13 protein-coding genes are annotated in these 17,009 nt (G+C 57.9%); 5 read left to right on the forward strand and 8 right to left on the reverse strand.

What is annotated here, in order from left to right:
- Positions 1-7: 7 nt before the first annotated feature.
- Both pabB and uvrA read right to left on the reverse strand, forming a co-directional pair.
- Complete coding sequence (pabB, locus tag N879_RS16185; protein ID WP_009455096.1) at positions 8-1,120, reverse strand: aminodeoxychorismate synthase component I; 1,113 nt, start codon at positions 1,118-1,120, stop codon at positions 8-10.
- Positions 1,093-6,795: an excinuclease ABC subunit UvrA gene (gene uvrA, locus N879_RS16190; RefSeq protein ID WP_022983444.1), complete on the reverse strand. Its 5,703-nt coding sequence runs from the start codon at positions 6,793-6,795 to the stop codon at positions 1,093-1,095. The genes pabB and uvrA overlap by 28 nt, the downstream gene beginning before the upstream one ends.
- Positions 6,796-7,020: 225 nt before the next feature.
- Between uvrA and N879_RS20875 the strand changes: the two genes are divergently transcribed.
- Positions 7,021-7,149 (forward strand): hypothetical protein, encoded by a 129-nt coding sequence (locus N879_RS20875; RefSeq protein ID WP_003803595.1) that lies wholly within the window; start codon positions 7,021-7,023, stop codon positions 7,147-7,149.
- A 251-nt stretch (positions 7,150-7,400) separates the two neighbouring features.
- On the forward strand, positions 7,401-8,324 hold the full coding sequence (locus tag N879_RS16195) for a glycosyltransferase family 2 protein (RefSeq protein ID WP_009455091.1): 924 nt from the start codon (positions 7,401-7,403) through the stop codon (positions 8,322-8,324).
- A gap of 6 nt (positions 8,325-8,330) precedes the next feature.
- On the opposite strand, the gene N879_RS16200 is transcribed toward N879_RS16195, so the two are convergent.
- Positions 8,331-8,831: a hypothetical protein gene (locus tag N879_RS16200; RefSeq protein WP_022983445.1), complete on the reverse strand. Its 501-nt coding sequence runs from the start codon at positions 8,829-8,831 to the stop codon at positions 8,331-8,333.
- Positions 8,832-8,993: 162 nt separating this feature from the next.
- On the opposite strand from N879_RS16200, the gene ettA reads away from it, so the two are divergent.
- From ettA to N879_RS16215, 3 genes are all read left to right on the forward strand, one after another.
- Entirely contained in the window at positions 8,994-10,667 is a 1,674-nt protein-coding gene (gene ettA / locus N879_RS16205) for an energy-dependent translational throttle protein EttA (RefSeq protein ID WP_009455087.1), read from the forward strand.
- Between the two features lie 10 nt (positions 10,668-10,677).
- The gene (locus N879_RS16210) at positions 10,678-11,214 is read left to right on the forward strand and encodes an isochorismatase family protein (protein WP_009455085.1); all 537 of its coding nucleotides are present in this window, start codon (positions 10,678-10,680) and stop codon (positions 11,212-11,214) included.
- A gap of 125 nt (positions 11,215-11,339) precedes the next feature.
- Positions 11,340-11,567: a glycine zipper 2TM domain-containing protein gene (locus N879_RS16215; RefSeq protein WP_009455083.1), complete on the forward strand. Its 228-nt coding sequence runs from the start codon at positions 11,340-11,342 to the stop codon at positions 11,565-11,567.
- 122 nt (positions 11,568-11,689) lie between these two features.
- Here N879_RS16215 and N879_RS16220 read toward each other — a convergent pair whose 3' ends face one another.
- The 5 genes from N879_RS16220 to N879_RS16240 all read right to left on the reverse strand — a co-directional run bounded on the left by N879_RS16220 (position 11,690) and on the right by N879_RS16240 (position 16,953).
- Complete coding sequence (locus N879_RS16220) at positions 11,690-12,838, reverse strand: aromatic ring-hydroxylating oxygenase subunit alpha (RefSeq protein WP_009455081.1); 1,149 nt, start codon at positions 12,836-12,838, stop codon at positions 11,690-11,692.
- A gap of 257 nt (positions 12,839-13,095) precedes the next feature.
- Positions 13,096-13,374: a cell division topological specificity factor MinE gene (minE, locus tag N879_RS16225; protein ID WP_009455079.1), complete on the reverse strand. Its 279-nt coding sequence runs from the start codon at positions 13,372-13,374 to the stop codon at positions 13,096-13,098.
- A 1-nt stretch (position 13,375) separates the two neighbouring features.
- Positions 13,376-14,191 carry a septum site-determining protein MinD gene (minD, locus tag N879_RS16230; RefSeq protein ID WP_009455077.1) on the reverse strand — a complete coding sequence of 272 codons (816 nt, stop codon included), beginning with the start codon at positions 14,189-14,191 and terminating at the stop codon, positions 13,376-13,378.
- Between the two features lie 223 nt (positions 14,192-14,414).
- Positions 14,415-15,185 (reverse strand): septum site-determining protein MinC, encoded by a 771-nt coding sequence (gene minC, locus N879_RS16235; protein ID WP_009455075.1) that lies wholly within the window; start codon positions 15,183-15,185, stop codon positions 14,415-14,417.
- Positions 15,186-15,195: 10 nt separating this feature from the next.
- Complete coding sequence (locus N879_RS16240) at positions 15,196-16,953, reverse strand: glutamine--tRNA ligase/YqeY domain fusion protein (RefSeq protein WP_009455073.1); 1,758 nt, start codon at positions 16,951-16,953, stop codon at positions 15,196-15,198.
- Positions 16,954-17,009 lie beyond the last annotated feature (56 nt).

The raw sequence follows: 17,009 nt of genomic DNA on the forward strand, positions 1-17,009 counted from the left end.
GCTGCCTTTAAGTCAGTGTTACAGGGGTCTGCAAGACACGTGCTTTCCACAAGCACTCCAACCATTCCTGGTCCGGGTCCGAATCCAGCACAATGCCACCGCCCACGCCAAATGTTCCTTGTCCATGATTGTTCAGCTCCAGACTGCGGATGCTGACATTCAGGGACAAGTCGCCCTGGGGGCTGAGATACCCCACCGAGCCACAGTAAATACCGCGTCGCTGCGTTTCCAGCTGGCGTATGCATTGCATGGCGGCCAGCTTGGGGGCGCCGGTAATCGAACCACAGGGAAACAGGGCACGTAGCAGGGCCTCCAGGCTGCAGTCCGGGTCTACCTCTGCCTGAATGCTGGAGGTCATGGTCCAGACCGAGGCATATTGCTCGACATCGAACAGACTGGTGGTGTGCACCGTGCCCGTGCGGGCCACCTGACCCAGATCATTGCGTAGCAAATCCACAATCATCAGGTTCTCGGCCCGGTCTTTCAGGCTGTTTTGCAGATCCTGGGCGTTTTTCTGATCTTGAACAGGGTCGGTGTCGCGCGGGCGCGTGCCTTTCATGGGGCGGGTCCGCACAGTGTTGCCACGTTTTTCCAGAAACAGCTCGGGTGACAGCGACAGGATATGACGATCACCCAGATCCAGATAAGCACCGTAGGCTACAGGGTGGCGGCTGGCCAGTGCGGTATAGAGATCACGCGGTGCCATGCCGGATTGAATGCACAGGGGCATGGTGTAGTTGATCTGGTAAAAATCCCCGGCCTGCAAACCTTGCTGAACCTGGGCCAGCGCATCCCGATAGTCTTTCTGACTGATTTGAAGGCTGACCTTCAATTCGGGCTTTGCCTGACTATCCCATAAAGCCACTTCCTGAGCCTGCTCAAACACCAGCGCATTCAGGGGCGCATGGGACGCTGCATCACGCGCAGACAGACGGGGTTCGAACAACTCGGCCAGTTCGTAGTCCAGTGCCAGGGCCACCCAGTGGCCGGCTTGGCGAGCCTGTTCGATTTTTTCAAAAGCAGTACTTAAGTCCTCAGGGCTACGAGCCTGGATATGGCCCAGGTAGCCCTGCATTTCCAGCGCATAGCCTTTTAGTCTGTCTTCAAATCGGCCATACATGCGCCGTGTTCCTTTAAAAATTCCGCCAGGGCCATGCCGGTATGCGAGGCATGGTTGGCTTGTACTTGATCCGGCGTGCCTTGCACCACCAGTCTGCCGCCGCCCGAGCCGCCTTCGGGGCCCAGATCGACAATCCAGTCTGCTTCGGCAATCAAATCCAGATTATGTTCAATCACCAGCACGGTATGGCCGGCATCGACCAGTCGGTGCAGCACCACAATCAGCTTTTCCACATCCGCCATGGACAGGCCTACGCTGGGTTCGTCCAGCACGTACAGGGTGTGCGGAGCCTTGTAGGCGCGGCCTGTGCGAGTCAGACCTTCGTCCAGACGGGCCTTGACCAGTTCGCTGACCAGCTTGACGCGCTGCGCCTCGCCACCGGACAGGGTGGGTGAGGGTTGGCCCAGGGTCAGATAACCCAGGCCCACGCTTTGCATCAGCTGCAGGGGGCGCAATATTTTAGGATGTGCGGCAAAGTATTCAACCGCTTCGTCTACATCCATTTGCAAAAGCTGACCGGCGGAGACGTCGCGCCAGGTCACCGCCAGGGTTTCCGGATTGAAGCGCTGGCCGTGGCAGGCGTCACAAGGCACCTTCACGTCCGGCAGGAAGCTCATTTCCAGGGTGCGCATGCCTTGGCCTTCGCACAAGGGGCAACGGCCATCGCCGGTATTAAAGGAGAAGCGTGAGGCGCTCCAGCCGCGCAGGCGGGCATCGTTGGTGTTGGCAAACAGTTTGCGCACCTCGTCCCAGAAGCCGATATAGGTGGCCGGGCAGGAGCGGGGGGTTTTACCAATGGGGGTCTGGTCTACTTCCAGCACGCGGTCCAGGCTTTCCCAGCCGCTGATGCTGGAACAACCCTGCCACACCGGTTTTTCTTTGCTGCCGACCACGCGCTGCAAATTATCCAGCAGTACATCGCGGGCAAAGGTGGACTTGCCGGAACCTGACACGCCCGTCACCAGACTGAGCTTGCCCAGCGGAATACCGGCCTGGACCTTGTTCAGGTTATGCAGGCTGGCATCGTGCACCGTCAGCATGGGTGCATCGGCCTGGACGGGACGGCGTGCCTGCATGGGGTGCTTGAGCGGCTCGCGCAGATAGCGGCCTGTCAGCGAATTGGGGTTGGCCTCGATTTCTGCCAGTGTGCCCTGGGCGATGACTTCACCGCCGCGTTTGCCCGCACCGGGGCCCATATCAATAATGTGCTGGGCACGGCGTATGGTGTCTTCATCGTGCTCGACAACCACCAGCGTATTACCGTTGCCTTCCAGACGCGCCATGGCGTTCAGCAGAATCTGGTTGTCGCGCGGGTGCAGACCGATCGTGGGTTCATCCAGCACATAGCACACGCCCTGCAGGTTTGAGCCTAACTGGGCCGCCAGACGGATACGCTGGGCTTCCCCACCCGACAAGGTGGGGGCGGCACGATCCAGCGCCAGATATCCCAGGCCCACTTCGTGCATGAAGTCCAGACGGCTGCGGATTTCGTTCAGAATGTCGCGCGCAATATCGGCCTCGCGGCCACTCATGTTCAGGCTGCCAAAAAAGGTCTGCGCTTCATCCACGGGCAAACCGGCCAGCTTGGCAATGGATTGGTCGCGCCATTCAAAAGCCAGAGAGACCGGGTTCAAGCGTTGGCCGTGACAGCTTGGGCATTCCACGGCTTCGCCTTCGTAGCCGTTATTCCAGCTGTTTTCTTCGCCCGTTTGTTCCTGGTCGAAGCCGGTCAGCTTCAAGCCCGTACCAAAGCAGTCCTTGCACCAGCCGTGCTTGGAGTTGTAGGAGAACATGCGTGGGTCCGGCTCGGGGAAGCTGGTGCCGCAGCACGGGCAAGCCCGCTTGACGGAGAAGTGTTGCTGGCTGGCCGTGGACAGCGGTTGACCTTGTCGGCGTTGCTCCAGCGACATGGAACCCGATGGCGTCAGGGGAGCCAGCACACTGAAGGAGCCGTGACCCAGCTCCAGCGCCTCGCGTATGGCTTGGCGCAGTTGCAGTTCGTGGCGAGGGTCAATAATCAGGTCGGCCACCGGCAGTTCCAGCGTGTGTTCGCTGTAACGGTCCAGGCGCGGCCAAGGGTTGACGGGGATGAACTCGCCATCCACACGCAAATGGGTGTAGCCCTTGCCCTGCGCCCATTTGGCCAGGTCGGTGTAGTAGCCCTTGCGAGCGGTGACCAGGGGAGCCAGCAAACCAATATGCTCACCCTTATGATCACGCAGCAATTGCGCGGCGATTTGCTCGGCCGTTTGCGGGGCCACAGGCACATGGCAGTCCGGGCAGTATTGGGTGGCCAGCTTCACATACAGCAAGCGCAGGAAATGGTGGATTTCCGTCATGGTGGCGACGGTGGACTTGCGTCCGCCCCGGCTGGTGCGCTGCTCAATGGCAACGGTAGGCGGAATACCGTAGATTGCGTCCACATCGGGCTGACCGGCAGGCTGCACAATCGCGCGGGCGTAAGCGTTCAGGGATTCCAGGTAGCGGCGTTGGCCTTCGTTAAACAGAATATCGAAGGCCAGGGTGGATTTGCCCGAACCGGATACACCCGTCACGACGGTGAAGGTGTTATGCGGGATGTGCACCGAGATGTTCTTCAGGTTGTGTTCGCGCGCATTCAGGATGGCGATCTGGCCATCGTTGCTGCCGCCGGAGCTGGCCTGATAGTCCACCTCGGGTTCCTGAAACAGGGCCGAGCCTTTACCCAGAATGGCTTGTTCGTACTCTTTCAGGGCATGGCCAGTGTGTGACTGCTCCAGCGCCATGATGTCGCCAGGCGTACCCGCGCCCAGCAATTGGCCGCCATGCTCGCCACCTTCGGGACCCAGATCAATAATCCAGTCTGCCGCGCGGATCAGGTCCAGATTGTGCTCAATGATCAGCAGGCTATGACCGGCGGCCAGCAGCTTGCGGAAGGCGCGCATCAGGCGGGCAATATCGTCAAAGTGCAGGCCGGTGGTGGGCTCGTCGAACAGGAACAGATTGCCTTTCTTGGCGACCTTCACCTGGCTTAGACGGGTGCGCGAAGCCTGGGCCAAATAAGCTGCCAGTTTCAAGCGTTGTGCCTCACCGCCCGAGAGCGTAGGCACAGGTTGGCCCAGTTTCAGGTAATCCAGACCTACATCGGCCAATGGCGCGAGGCCGGTTTGCACATCGCGCAGGCCTTCAAAGAACTCCATGGCTTGATGCACGGTCATGTCCAGCACCTCGTCAATCGAGGCACTGCGACCAAAGTGTTCGATACGCACTTCCAGCACTTCGGGGCGGAAGCGTTTGCCATCGCAATCCGGGCAGCGCAGGTACACGTCCGACAGGAACTGCATTTCGATATGTTCAAAGCCCGTGCCGCCGCACGTTGGACAGCGGCCATCGCCACTATTGAAGCTGAAGGTGCCGGGCGTGTAGCTGCGTTCTTTGGACAGCGGAGCCTGGGCAAACAGCTTGCGGATAGGGTCAAAGGCACCGACATAGCTGGCCGGGTTGGAGCGGGCCGTTTTGCCGATAGGCGTCTGATCCACCATCACTACTTCGGCAATTTGCTCGGCGCCTAGCAAGGCACCGTAAGGGCCAGGGGCTTCCGTTGGTTTGCCTTGTTGTTTCAGGATGGCCGGGTAGAGCACGTCCTGAATCAGCGTGGACTTACCCGAGCCGGAGACGCCCGTTACGCAGACCAGACGGCCCAGCGGAATGGAGACGGAGATATGGCGCAGATTGTGTGCGCTCACGTCTTCCAGCAGCAGGCGCGGGGTGTTGTCGGCCACAGGCATAGGGCGGGGCGATTCGATGCTCAGCTCGCCACTCAGGTAGCGGCCTGTCAGCGTTTCTGCACCGCGCAAGGCTTGGGGCGAACCATCAAACAGAATCTGACCGCCACGCTCGCCAGGGCCGGGGCCCATGTCCAGAATACGGTCGGCAGCCACCATCACTTGCGGGTCGTGCTCGACCACCACCAAGGTGTTGCCATTGCCGCGCAGACGATGCATTACTTCAATAATGCGGTGCATGTCGCGTGGGTGCAGGCCAATCGAGGGCTCGTCCAGCACGAACAGGGTGTTCACCAGCGAGGTGCCCAGTGCCGTGGTCAGGTTGATACGCTGCACTTCTCCGCCAGACAGGGTGCGGCTTTGGCGGTCCAGGGACAAATAGGACAGGCCCACATCGCACAGATAATTCAGGCGGGACAGGGTTTCCTTCAAGAGCAGATCAATGGCCGCATCGCGTGCATCGCCAAAGTGCAGGCCTTGGAAAAAGCTGCGTACGTGCTCTATAGGCAAACGCATCAGGTCCGGAACGCTCAGGCCGGGCATGGCATCCAGTTGCTCGCGCAGCCAGTTGGAATGCACGGGCATGAAACGTGGGTAGCGGGAATCGGCGGGGGCCGCCTGATCGCCCACACGCCACAAGCTGCCTTCGGGTTTCAGACGCGAGCCGGCGCAGGCCGGGCAGGTGTTGTAGCTGCGGTATTTGGACAGCAGCACACGCACGTGCATCTTGTAGGCGCGCGACTCCAGCCAGTCGAAAAAGCGTTGCGCGCCGTACCACTGGGTTTTCCAGGCCTGATTGCCGCCTTTCCAGTCCGGGGTGCCGTTAATCACCCAGTCGCGCTCTTCCTGGCTCAAGTCTTTCCAGGGCACGCTCAGGCGTACACCGGCTGCCGGAGCGTAGCGCTCCATCTCGACCTGACATTCTTTGTAGCTGGCTGTCTGCCAAGGGCGGATTGCACCTTCCAGCAGGCTTTTGCTGGGATCGGGAACGACCAGGCCGTAATCAATACCCATCACGCGGCCAAAGCCACGGCAGGATTCACACGCGCCCAGGGGCGAGTTGAAGGAGAAGGTGCTGGCTACGGGCGTGCTGTATTCAATATCGCACTGAGCACAGTGCAGGCCCTGGCTGAAACGCCAGGCGGTTTCCGGGCCATCGACACTGGCCGAAGCATACACCGTCAACTTGCCTTGTCCGTGGCGCAAGGCCGCTTCGATCGCTTCCATGAAACGTTCCGGCTCTACCGTGCTGGCACGGAAGCGGTCCTGAATCACATAGAGAAGCTTTTGCTCCGTGGGGGCGGCTTTGCTGCTTTTGCCCTTTTTCGTGCTGCTGCTGGCTGTGACGGTCTGTGTTTCTTCGTGGTGCAGGCGGGTGTAGCCCTGCTGATGCAGCAAGGTTTCAATTTCTTGCTGCGTGAAGTTGGCCGGAACCTTGACGGCAAAGGTCAGAACCAGGCGTGGGTCATCGTGGTCCTCTGCCAGCTTGCGAATCTGCTTGGCGATGCTGTCGGCATTGTCGCGGCGCACAGGCTGGGCGCACTGGCGGCAATACAACTCGCCCAAGCGGGCGTACAGCAGCTTGATGTAATCGTTCAGCTCCGTCATGGTGCCCACGGTGCTGCGCGAGTTGCGTACCGGGTTCACCTGATCAATGGCAATGGCGGGCAAGATGCCTTCAATGCGATCGACCTGAGGTTTGTCCATGCGGTCCAGGAACTGGCGCGCATAGGGGGAGAAGGTTTCTACATAGCGTCGTTGGCCTTCTGCATACAGAGTGTCAAAGGCCAGCGAACTTTTGCCTGAGCCGGAAACGCCGGTAATAACCAATAACTCGCCCGTTTTGATACGTACATTCAGGTTTTTCAGAGTGTTCTGGCGGGCGCCAAAAATGCGAATTTCTGAGCTCATGGCAAGGTCGGCTTTCTGGAGAGGGCAGAGTAGGGAAGCGGCAGCGAAAAGGCCTGTCAAACAGGCCCCATGCGCCAGTGAGAGCGGTACACGCCAGCAAGGTGTTGCCAGGGATGCACACTCTAGCCTTTGTATCTTAACGCGGATTACGGTAGAATTTCTGGTTAGCTATTGCGCTTTTGTCGGGATCATCCGGCAGGGCTTACATTAAGATCGGAGATCACCATGGCGGAAATCAAACGCACTCGCCGCAACACGCTGGAGCGTCGTTGCCTGGGTAAAGCATTCAAACGTCTGTTTGTGCGCGCACCCAAGGGCGTTTTCAAAATGCTGGAAAAGGTCAAGCGCGTCTAAGTGCCTGGCTTGAGCGGTGTACAAGCAGAAACCTGATTTTTCAGCTTGAAATCACACCCAGCAGCAAAAAAACCACAGGCTTGCCTGTGGTTTTTTTGTGCGCGTTTGATTTTGCTTCGGGTTTGTCTGGAGCCCTGCAGATAGTGCGCTGCACAGCGCCGTGCTTGCTTTATGATGATGTCATTCTGATGCAGATCTAAGTAGCTGCCCGTAACAATAATCAAAACAGTGGTTTATGGGGACACCCGCGTATGGAATGGCGCCATTTGTTCACCGTCCTGACACCTAGCTATAACCGTGCTCATACCTTGGAGCGCGTGTATCTTTCCTTGTGCGAGCAAACCTGTCAGGACTTTGAGTGGGTTGTCATTGACGATGGTTCCACAGACGGGACAAGGGAACTGGTGCAAGGCTGGCAACAGCAAGCCTCCTTTCCGATTCATTATGCCTGGCAGGAAAATCGTCACAAGAAGGCGGCGTTCAATCACGGCGTGGCTCTGGCCCAAGGTGAACTGGTCGTTGCTTTGGACAGTGATGACACCCTGCTGGTGAATGCGCTCTACGATATGGCGCAGATCTGGGCCGACATCCCCGTATCAGAACGAGCGGGCTATGCGGGCATTACAGGCCTGTGTGTGCGACCGGATGGCAAGGTCGTCGGTGATATGTTCCCCCAGGATATTTTTGATGCCAGCTCTTTGGACATGAGTTTTCGCTACCACGTGCGGGGCGAGAAGTTCGGCTGTTTGAGTACCGTTGTGTTGCGCAAGTTTCCCTTTCCCGATCAGATCGACGGCTTTGTGCCAGAAAGCCTGGTGTGGCGGGCGATTGCCCGTGCGGGCTACAAGAACCGATTTGTGAACACCGTATTCCGTGTCTACCACGACAGCCCGGACTCCTTGTCGGTGCAAGGCAAAACCAGCCAGCAACATGCACTGGGCTTGTGGCTGCTGGCGCAGGATACGGTGGTGAAGTGTCTGCCCTGGTTCCGCTACGAACCCAAGGCGTTCTTGATGGCTGCCGCGCGTTACACCCGCTTTGGGCTGCACCTGCGTGCCAGTGGGCGCAAGCCACCAGCAGGTTATGGCTTGAAAGGCCTGGCGTCTTATCTGCTGGTGGGTTTGATGTGGCCGGTGGGTGTCGCTTTATATCTGCGGGACAAGCGACGGGCCTGAACGCAATTAGTGCAGGGTGTGGCCGTGCACGCCCGGTTCCGGGCTGTCATCATCATCGTCCTCGTCGTCTTCATCCGTATCATCCTCGACGGCGAAGGCATCTTCGCTCAGGGCGAAGGGCAGCAATTCTTCCAGGGTCTCGGTCCAGGCGACTTCCTCGCCTTCTTCGTCCACTTTGATAAAGCGCACAGGCTCGGCATCACTTAACTGGATGGCCCACAGGTAACGGCAGGCGTAGACCGCCGTGTCCTTGGGGTCCAAGCCGCCGCGGTTGCCCACGATGCGGGCCTGTTCGCCGCCTACCTGCACAATCGTGAATTCGCTTTCGTCTTCATTCTTGTCCAGGGGCATGGCAAAGATGACCCATTCAAAGCCGGTTTCTTCCGCTCCCACGATCTCGGCCAGGACGGCACGACCCAGGTAGGCACTCAGCGCATCGGCGGTGCGGCCCAGGGTTTCGATCTCTTCGGTGGTAAATACAAGTTCAGGGGCGTCAGGTGTGGGCATGGCGTTTTTGGATTGTCAGCAAAAGTGAGTATATTACCTGAGACAGGCCTGCACTCAGGCCGGGTGTTTCGTTCTGAACCTGACAGAAGCGCACCTTTCGGGCGCCAAACGCCTACAATCCCAGTTTTCCGAACACGACCTGTTTTTCCTTTTTAGGTTTATATGGCTCAATACGTTTATTCGATGAACCGCGTGGGCAAGATTGTGCCGCCCAAGCGGCAGATTCTGCGCAATATCTCCTTGTCTTTTTTTCCAGGTGCCAAGATTGGTGTGCTGGGCCTGAACGGCTCGGGTAAATCCACCTTGCTCAAGATCATGGCCGGGGTAGATACCGAGATCGAGGGCGAAGCCGTCCCCATGGCGGGGATCAAGATCGGTTACCTGCCACAAGAACCTCAGCTGAATCCCGAACACAGCGTGCGCGAAGCCGTGCAGGCCGGTTTGGGCCAAGTGTTCGAGGCGCGTCAGCGTCTGGAACAGGTCTACGCCGAATACGCCGAGCCCGACGCAGATTTTGACGCTCTGGCCGCCGAACAGGCCGAACTGGAATCCATCATTGCCGCCGCCGCGACCAGCGGTGCGGACGATATCGAAACCCAAATGGAAATCGCGGCCGATGCGCTGCGTCTGCCACCTTGGGATGCCTCCATTGCCAACCTGTCCGGTGGTGAAAAGCGTCGCGTGGCCTTGTGCCAGTTGCTGCTGTCCAAGCCTGATATGTTGCTGCTGGATGAGCCCACCAACCACCTGGACGCGGAAAGTGTGGATTGGCTGGAAGTGTTCCTGCGCCAGTTCCCCGGCACCGTCGTAGCAGTCACTCACGACCGTTACTTCCTGGACAACGCCGCCGAGTGGATTCTGGAACTGGACCGTGGCCACGGTATTCCCTGGAAGGGCAACTACAGCTCCTGGCTGGAGCAGAAAGACGACCGTCTGAAGCAGGAAGAGGCGTCGGAAAGTGCTCGTCAGCGCACCATCAAGAAAGAGCTGGAGTGGGTGCGCCAGAACCCCAAGGGACGTCAGGCCAAAGCCAAGGCCCGTCTGGCCCGTTTCGAGGAACTGTCCTCGCACGAATACCAGAAGCGCAACGAGACCCAGGAAATCTTCATTCCTGTGGCCGAGCGTTTGGGTAATGAAGTTATTGAGTTTGAAAACGTCAGCAAGGGCTATGGCGATCGTCTGCTGATCGACAACTTGAGCTTCAAGGTGCCAGCTGGTGCCATCGTCGGGATTATTGGTCCTAACGGTGCAGGTAAGTCCACCTTGTTCCGCATGCTGGCCGGTAAAGAGCAGCCTGATTCCGGTACGGTCAAACTGGGCCAAACCGTCAAGCTGGCTTATGTGGATCAGTCGCGCGATGCCCTGGCTAATGAAAAGACCGTCTTTGACGCGATTGCCGATGGCGCAGACCTGCTGACCGTGGGCCGCTTTGAAATGCCATCGCGTGCGTACCTGGGCCGCTTCAACTTCAAGGGTGCGGATCAGAACAAGATCGTGGGCAATCTGTCTGGCGGGGAGCGTGGTCGTCTGCACCTGGCCAAGACCCTGATCGCAGGCGGCAACGTCTTGCTGCTGGACGAACCATCCAACGACCTGGACGTGGAAACCCTGCGTGCTCTGGAAGATGCCCTGCTGGAGTTTGCCGGCTCGGTCATGGTGATCAGTCACGATCGCTGGTTCCTGGACCGTATCGCCACCCACATTCTGGCTTTTGAGGGTGATTCGCAGGTCGTATTCTTTGATGGCAACTATCAGGAATACGAAGCAGACAAGAAGAAGCGTCTGGGCGAAGATGCTGCCAAACCTCGTCGTATCCGCTACAAGTCCCTGAAATAAGGAAAGTGCCATGCCTGTGCTCAATGCTCACCAGTCTTTCGTCCTGATTGTGGATATGCAAACGGGGCTCCTGCCCGCCATTGCAGACCACCAAGCCTTGGTCGAACGGGCCGGGAAGCTGGCACAGGCGGCGCGTCTTTTAGGGGTGCCGGTGCTGGCAACCGAGCATTGGGCCGAGAAAATCGGCCCAACCGATGCTTCTTTGTTACCACATATTGATAAAGTGCTGCATAAAACCCACTTCGATGCCACGCGCGAAGCCGATTTTTTGCCTGCCTTGCCGGTAGGGCGCACACGAGTCTTGTTACTGGGTACAGAGTCTCACGTGTGTGTGTTACAAACTGGCCTGGGTTTGATGGAGCGTGGTTATGAACCTGTGCTGGTCGGGGACTGCGTAGGCTCGCGCCATCCCGAGTCCCGACAAGCTGCCTGGGATCGCTGGGCGATGCATGGATTGGAGCGCGTTAGCGCCGAAATGGCCATGTTTGAATGGTTGGAAACGCCGGCTAACCCCGTATTCAAGCAGGTTCTGGCCCTGATCAAATAAACTGAACAAAAGCTGAATTACATCTGTTGCGTTGCCTAACAATAGGGTCTGGACTAATTGGCTCCGTAGGGTGAAGATAGACTTTAATGCCGTGTTGAGCACGGATACTTCACGGAGGTTTACGGATGAAAATGACGACTATCACTAAAGTGGGTATGGCCACGGTTCTGGCCGTCGTGATGGCGGGCTGCTCTTCCTGGGATGGTATGAGCAAACGTCAAAAGGGTGCCGTAACCGGCGCTGGTCTGGGTGGTGTGGCTGGTGCAGTCATCACTAATGGTGGCGTTCTGGGTACGGTCGGTGGCGCAGCGATTGGTGGCGTGATCGGCGATCAGATCGGCAAGAACCGCTAAATTCAAATTCTCTGATTGAGCTGAAACGCTCATCGGATTAAAAGCCTCAAAGCCTGGGAGATCCCTCCCGGCTTTGAGGCTTTTTTCTTGCTTAGGGCAGTAAGCAGGCTTGCGGTGATGTCTTACGGGTGGTGCCGCTCGTCCATCATGGAGCGATACCATTCGTGAAAGTGCTTCATGCCGTCTTCCAGCGGTGACTGGTAGGGGCCTACCTCGCAGACCCCACGCTCCATCAAGGCGCGGCGGCCGGCATCCATACGTTCGGCAATCTCATCATCTTCTATGGCCGTTTCCATATAGGCGGCGCGTTGTGCTTGCACAAAGTCACGCTCGAAGGCCACGATGTCTTCCGGGTAGTAGAACTCCACCACATTCATGGTTTCCTGCGGCCCCTTGGGGTACAGCGTGGAGAGCACCAGCACATGCGGGTAGATCTCGATCATGTGGGTGGGGAAGTAGGTTACCCAGACGGCACCGAAATCCGGTGCTTCGCCCTGGCGGTAGGCCAGCAGATTGTCATGCCATTGGCGATAGGTGGGTGAGCCTGGATTGGCCAGGGCCTGATGCACGCCGACTCGTTGCAGGCTATACCAGTCGCTGAACTCCCACTCCAGATCGTCACAGGTTACGAACTGACCCAGACCAGGGTGAAAGGGAGCGACGTGATAGTCCTCCAGATAGACCTCGATAAAGGTTTTCCAGTTGTAGTTGCACTGGTGGATTTCGACGTGATCAAGCACATAGTCCTGAAAGTCGAATTCAGGGCGGCTGAACAAGGCGGCCATATCCTGGGCTGGATCGCGCGGGCCTTCAAACAGCAGGCCATGGCAATCGCGCAAGGGGTAGCGTTCCAGGTTCAGACAGGGCTTGTCCTTGAAACGGGGAGCCGCCAGCAAGTCGCCTTGCGCGTTATAAGTCCAGTTGTGCAGGGGGCAGACAATATTGCCGCCTGTGCTGCTCAGGGAGCCGTGGTTGGCCTGATTGGGCTGGCCGGGCATGCCACCAAGCATCAGGGCCTGACGATGCCTGCAGACGTTCGAGAGCAGTTCTACGCCGTGTTGGCTGCGTATCAGAGTACGGGCAGCGTTTTCCTGGATCAAGGTGCGCCAGTCGCCGGGTTCGGGAACAAGTTTTTCATTGCCGACGTACAAGGCCGACTGCTGAAAAATACGCTCTTGTTCGCGCTCGAACAGAGCGTGGTCGAAATAGGCGCTAACAGGAAGCTGGGGGTGAGCGGGCACAAGACGTGCCATCTGACCGAGCTCGGTCATGATTCCCTCCGCATGGGTCAATAAGCCAGGCCTCAGGGGACATCGATGGCACTACTTGCCATCTCTGGCGCGAAGAAAAATCGGAACGGGCCGATTACCAAGGGAAAATTGTACCTGATCTATTAGCCGCCTAGCCGCATTGCGCTGCTCGTTGCAGGTGTTTTGCGGCTTGCTTTTGGTATAGGGAGTAGCCATGAAAATGGCCATCCCTTGCGGATGGCCATTTCAAGCAGCAAATTTTTTCTGTCAGCAACGCTTTACTTGTTTTCCAGCGTGCTGGCATCAATTTGCGGCATTTCGATTTTAACTTCCAGCACTTCCAGCGAGTCCTGGCGATCAAGGTTCACCTTGATGTCATCGGGATTAATCTTCACGTAGCGCGAGATCACTTCGACCAGCTCTTTTTGCAAGCGGGGCAAGTAGTCCGGAGCAACACCCCCTTGGCCACGTTCGTTAATAAGGATCAGTTGCAGACGGTCCTTGGCAACTGTTGCCGACGTTTTCTTGTGACCGAGCAGGAAGGACAGGAAAGACATATTACTTTCCTCCGAACAGGCGCTTGAACAGACCTGGCTTTTCGTAATCCACAAAACGCAATGGTTTTTCGCCACCCAGGTAACGATCTACGATGTCCTGATAGGCCTGGGACACATCACTTTCCTTGATATGGATAACGGGTACTCCTTGGTTGGATGCTTGCAGCACGGTTTCCGACTCGGGGGTGACACCGATCAGCTTGATGCGCAAGATATCTTCAACGTCTTGCAAGGACAGCATCTCGCCGTCCGACACGCGTTTGGGGCTATAACGGGTCAACAACAAATATTCTTTGATGGGCTCTTTGCCCTGTTCACCACGTCGCGATTTGGCGGCCAGAATGCCCAGGATGCGGTCCGAGTCACGAACCGAGGACACTTCGGGGTTGGTCACAACCAGCGCATCATCTGCGAAGTAGGAGGCCATCAAGGCGCCGGTTTCGATACCTGCGGGCGAGTCGCACACAATGTATTCAAAACCCATGCCCTTGAGCTCTTCCAGTACTTTCTCCACACCTTCGCGGGTCAGCGCGTCTTTGTCACGCGTCTGGGAAGCGGGCAGGATGAACAGATTTTCCAGCTGCTTGTCACGGATCAGGGCCTGGTTCAATGTGGCTTCGCCCTGGATCACGTTGACGAAGTCATACACCACGCGTCGCTCGCAACCCATGATCAAGTCCAGGTTGCGCAAGCCAACGTCAAAGTCGATGACCACGGTCTTGTGACCGCGCATCGCAAGACCAGATGCAAAACTGGCACTGGTGGTGGTTTTGCCCACACCACCCTTGCCGGAGGTCACTACAACTATACGCGCCATGACAATCGGATTCCTTTGTTTTTCAAGTCACATAATCGTAAAGCATAACGGGCCTAATTTTGACATCCGTTCTGCCACTTAGCCTACTGCTTAGAAACAAAACATATCAATTGCTTTGTTCCGTGTCAGCTTACACGGTTGCGCTTGCACTTGCTTGCTCTCATGCGGGCTCTCAGTGCAAGCCTCTATAAAAAGCGCCGGCAAAAGCCGGCGCCTTGTACTGTTAGGAGCTCAGAGGATCAAATCTGAGCGTATCTTCTTCCAGCGTGACGACAACGGGCTTGTTGCGTAGCTGTGCATCCAGTCGCGTTTCAATAATGCGATACACACCGGCAATGGCAATCAGTTCCGGGTCCAGCTCGGTGGTGAAGATGCGTGCTTTTGCATCGCCACGGGCACCAGCCATGGCCTTGCCGCGCAGTGGACCGTAGACGTGGATATTGCCATCGGCTACCACTTCTGCACCCTGGCTGACCGCCCCGATCACGATCAGATCCGTGTGGCGCGCGTAGATGCGCTGGCCTGAACGCAGCTGACGGTTGATGATGAGCGCAGCCGGAGCAATAGCGGGCGGTGGCGGGGCGACCGCCGCTGGTGCTTCTTGCTGGGAGGCTTGCGACAACACGGGCACTTCCTTGTCCGGTGCGGCCTGGGTTTGGGGGCGGGCTGGTGGGTTGGACAACTCCACATGCGGCAAGCCGCTGTCGATGGCGTTATCGGCATGGTCAGGGTGGGCAATGATACCCACCGGGTGCAGCTTGTGCTCACGCAAAGCGGCAACCAGGGTGGCCCAATCCACCGGCGCATCAATCGCGCTGGCATCAATGACGACGGGTTCGTCCTCAAAGAAGGAGCCAGCGTCTTTCATGCGTTGAGACAGAGCGGCTAACTGCTCGGCCGTGTCAGCCGAACGCAGCACCACCCGTACGGCGTACAGCGTGGCGCTTTTGAAATCCAGGGCCTGCGGCCCTTTGGCATGAGTCTGATCGTTCACGTCAATAGCCTTAGACCCAAGTGTCTTTCAGAGTCGTAGTACGGTTAAGAACGGGTTTTTCTGGCGTGGAGTCCACACGGTCCGCCACAAAGTAGCCCAGGCGTTCAAACTGCCAGCGGGCATCGGGCGTGGCCTTGGTGCCGGGTTCCAGCCAACCTTGAATCACGCGCAGCGAGTTCGGGTTGATGTGCTCCAGGAAGTCCTGGTCGGCTGCATCGGGCTGAGGGTGGGCAAAGAGACGGTCATACAGACGAATCTCGGCGGCAATCGCGTGCTCGGCGCTGATCCAGGTGATATTGCCCTTGACCTTGACCGAGTCTGCGCCGGGCGTGCCGCTCTTGGTGTCGGGCAGGTATTCCGCCAAAACCTGGGTGACATTGCCTTGCTCGTCCTTGACGCAGCCGGTGCAACGCACGACATAGCCGTATTTCAGACGCACGGTATTGCCGGGGAACAGGCGGAAGTACTTTTTGGGTGGCTCTTCCTTGAAGTCCTCGCGCTCGATGTACAGGCGCCCGGAGAAGGGGAACTCGCGCTGACCGGCTTCCGGATTGTGCGGATTGCGCGGTGCGTGGCACAGCTCGCTTTGGCCTTCCGGGTAATTGGTAATGATCAGTTCGATCGGGTCCAGAATGGCAACGCTACGGTCGGCCACCGGGTCCAGATCATCGCGCAGGGCTTGTTCCAGCAGGCTGTAGTCCACGTGTTGGGCTGCCTTGGACACACCCAGGCGGTCGGTGAACAGGCGGATGGCACCAGCGCTGTAACCACGGCGGCGCAAACCGGCCAGGGTAGGCATGCGCGGATCGTCCCAGCCCGATACGTGGTTTTCCTGAACCAGCTGGCGCAACTTGCGCTTGCTGGTGACCACGTAGGACAGGTTCAGACGTGAGAACTCGTACTGCCTGGGCAGCGGGTCGGACAACTGACCCAGTTCGACCAGGCGTTCCAGAATCCAGTTATAGAAGGGACGCTGGTCTTCAAATTCCAGGGTACACAGACTGTGGGTGATGCGCTCGAGCGCGTCTTCCACGGGGTGCGCCCAGCTGTACATGGGGTAGATGCACCATTTGTCGCCAGTGCGATGGTGTTCGGCATGGCGGATACGGTACATGACCGGGTCGCGCATATTGATATTGGGCGAGCCCATATCGATCTTGGCGCGCAGGGCCATGCTGCCATCGGGGTGCTTGCCGTCGCGCATTTCGCGCAGCAGCTTGATGGACTCCTGGGCAGGGCGGTCGCGCCAGGGCGAGTTCACGCCTTTTTCAGTCAGGGTGCCACGATTGGCACGCATTTCTTCAGCGCTTTGCTCGTCAACGTAGGCATGGCCCGCGTTCACCAGGGCTTCGGCAAACTGGTACATATAGTCGAAGTAGTCGCTGGCAAAGTACAGGTTCTCTTCTTTATTGAAGGTCCAGTCAAAGCCCAGCCATTTCACCATGTCGATAATGGCGTCCACGTACTCCTGTTCTTCTTTTTCAGGATTGGTGTCGTCAAAGCGCAGGTGGCAGGCACCTTGGTAGTCGCTGGCCAGTCCGAAGTTCAAACAGATACTTTTAGCGTGCCCAATGTGCAGATAGCCGTTGGGCTCGGGGGGAAAGCGCGTACGGATACGCGCGGCATCAACAGCCGCCCCTTCCTGGGTACTGGCCGGGCCTGGCTGACCGGCCCAGGATTTTTGTGCGTAACGGCCAGCGCTCAGATCCTGGTCGATGATCGTGCGCAGAAAATTAGATACGGGAGCGGGAGTGGTGTCAGAGGTCATACACGTTTGAAATAAAGAAGCCGACAGACTAATCGACCATTTTGCCACGTTCTTGT

The sequence above is a fragment of the Alcaligenes sp. EGD-AK7 genome, assembly GCF_000465875.3.
GTDB classification, from domain to species: Bacteria; Pseudomonadota; Gammaproteobacteria; order Burkholderiales; family Burkholderiaceae_B; genus Alcaligenes; species Alcaligenes phenolicus.

What these genes read in the sequence shown, in the direction of transcription:
- N879_RS16220 (WP_009455081.1), bottom strand. Translation starts at nt 12,838, where the DNA reads ATGACCGAGCTCGGTCAGATGGCACGTCTTGTGCCCGCTCACCCCCAG.
- N879_RS16240 (WP_009455073.1), bottom strand. Translation starts at nt 16,953, where the DNA reads ATGACCTCTGACACCACTCCCGCTCCCGTATCTAATTTTCTGCGCACG.
- pabB (WP_009455096.1), bottom strand. Translation starts at nt 1,120, where the DNA reads ATGTATGGCCGATTTGAAGACAGACTAAAAGGCTATGCGCTGGAAATG.
- ettA (WP_009455087.1), top strand. Translation starts at nt 8,994, where the DNA reads ATGGCTCAATACGTTTATTCGATGAACCGCGTGGGCAAGATTGTGCCG.
- N879_RS16215 (WP_009455083.1), top strand. Translation starts at nt 11,340, where the DNA reads ATGAAAATGACGACTATCACTAAAGTGGGTATGGCCACGGTTCTGGCC.
- minD (WP_009455077.1), bottom strand. Translation starts at nt 14,191, where the DNA reads ATGGCGCGTATAGTTGTAGTGACCTCCGGCAAGGGTGGTGTGGGCAAA.
- N879_RS16200 (WP_022983445.1), bottom strand. Translation starts at nt 8,831, where the DNA reads ATGCCCACACCTGACGCCCCTGAACTTGTATTTACCACCGAAGAGATC.
- N879_RS16210 (WP_009455085.1), top strand. Translation starts at nt 10,678, where the DNA reads ATGCCTGTGCTCAATGCTCACCAGTCTTTCGTCCTGATTGTGGATATG.
- N879_RS16195 (WP_009455091.1), top strand. Translation starts at nt 7,401, where the DNA reads ATGGAATGGCGCCATTTGTTCACCGTCCTGACACCTAGCTATAACCGT.
- uvrA (WP_022983444.1), bottom strand. Translation starts at nt 6,795, where the DNA reads ATGAGCTCAGAAATTCGCATTTTTGGCGCCCGCCAGAACACTCTGAAA.
- minE (WP_009455079.1), bottom strand. Translation starts at nt 13,374, where the DNA reads ATGTCTTTCCTGTCCTTCCTGCTCGGTCACAAGAAAACGTCGGCAACA.
- N879_RS20875 (WP_003803595.1), top strand. Translation starts at nt 7,021, where the DNA reads ATGGCGGAAATCAAACGCACTCGCCGCAACACGCTGGAGCGTCGTTGC.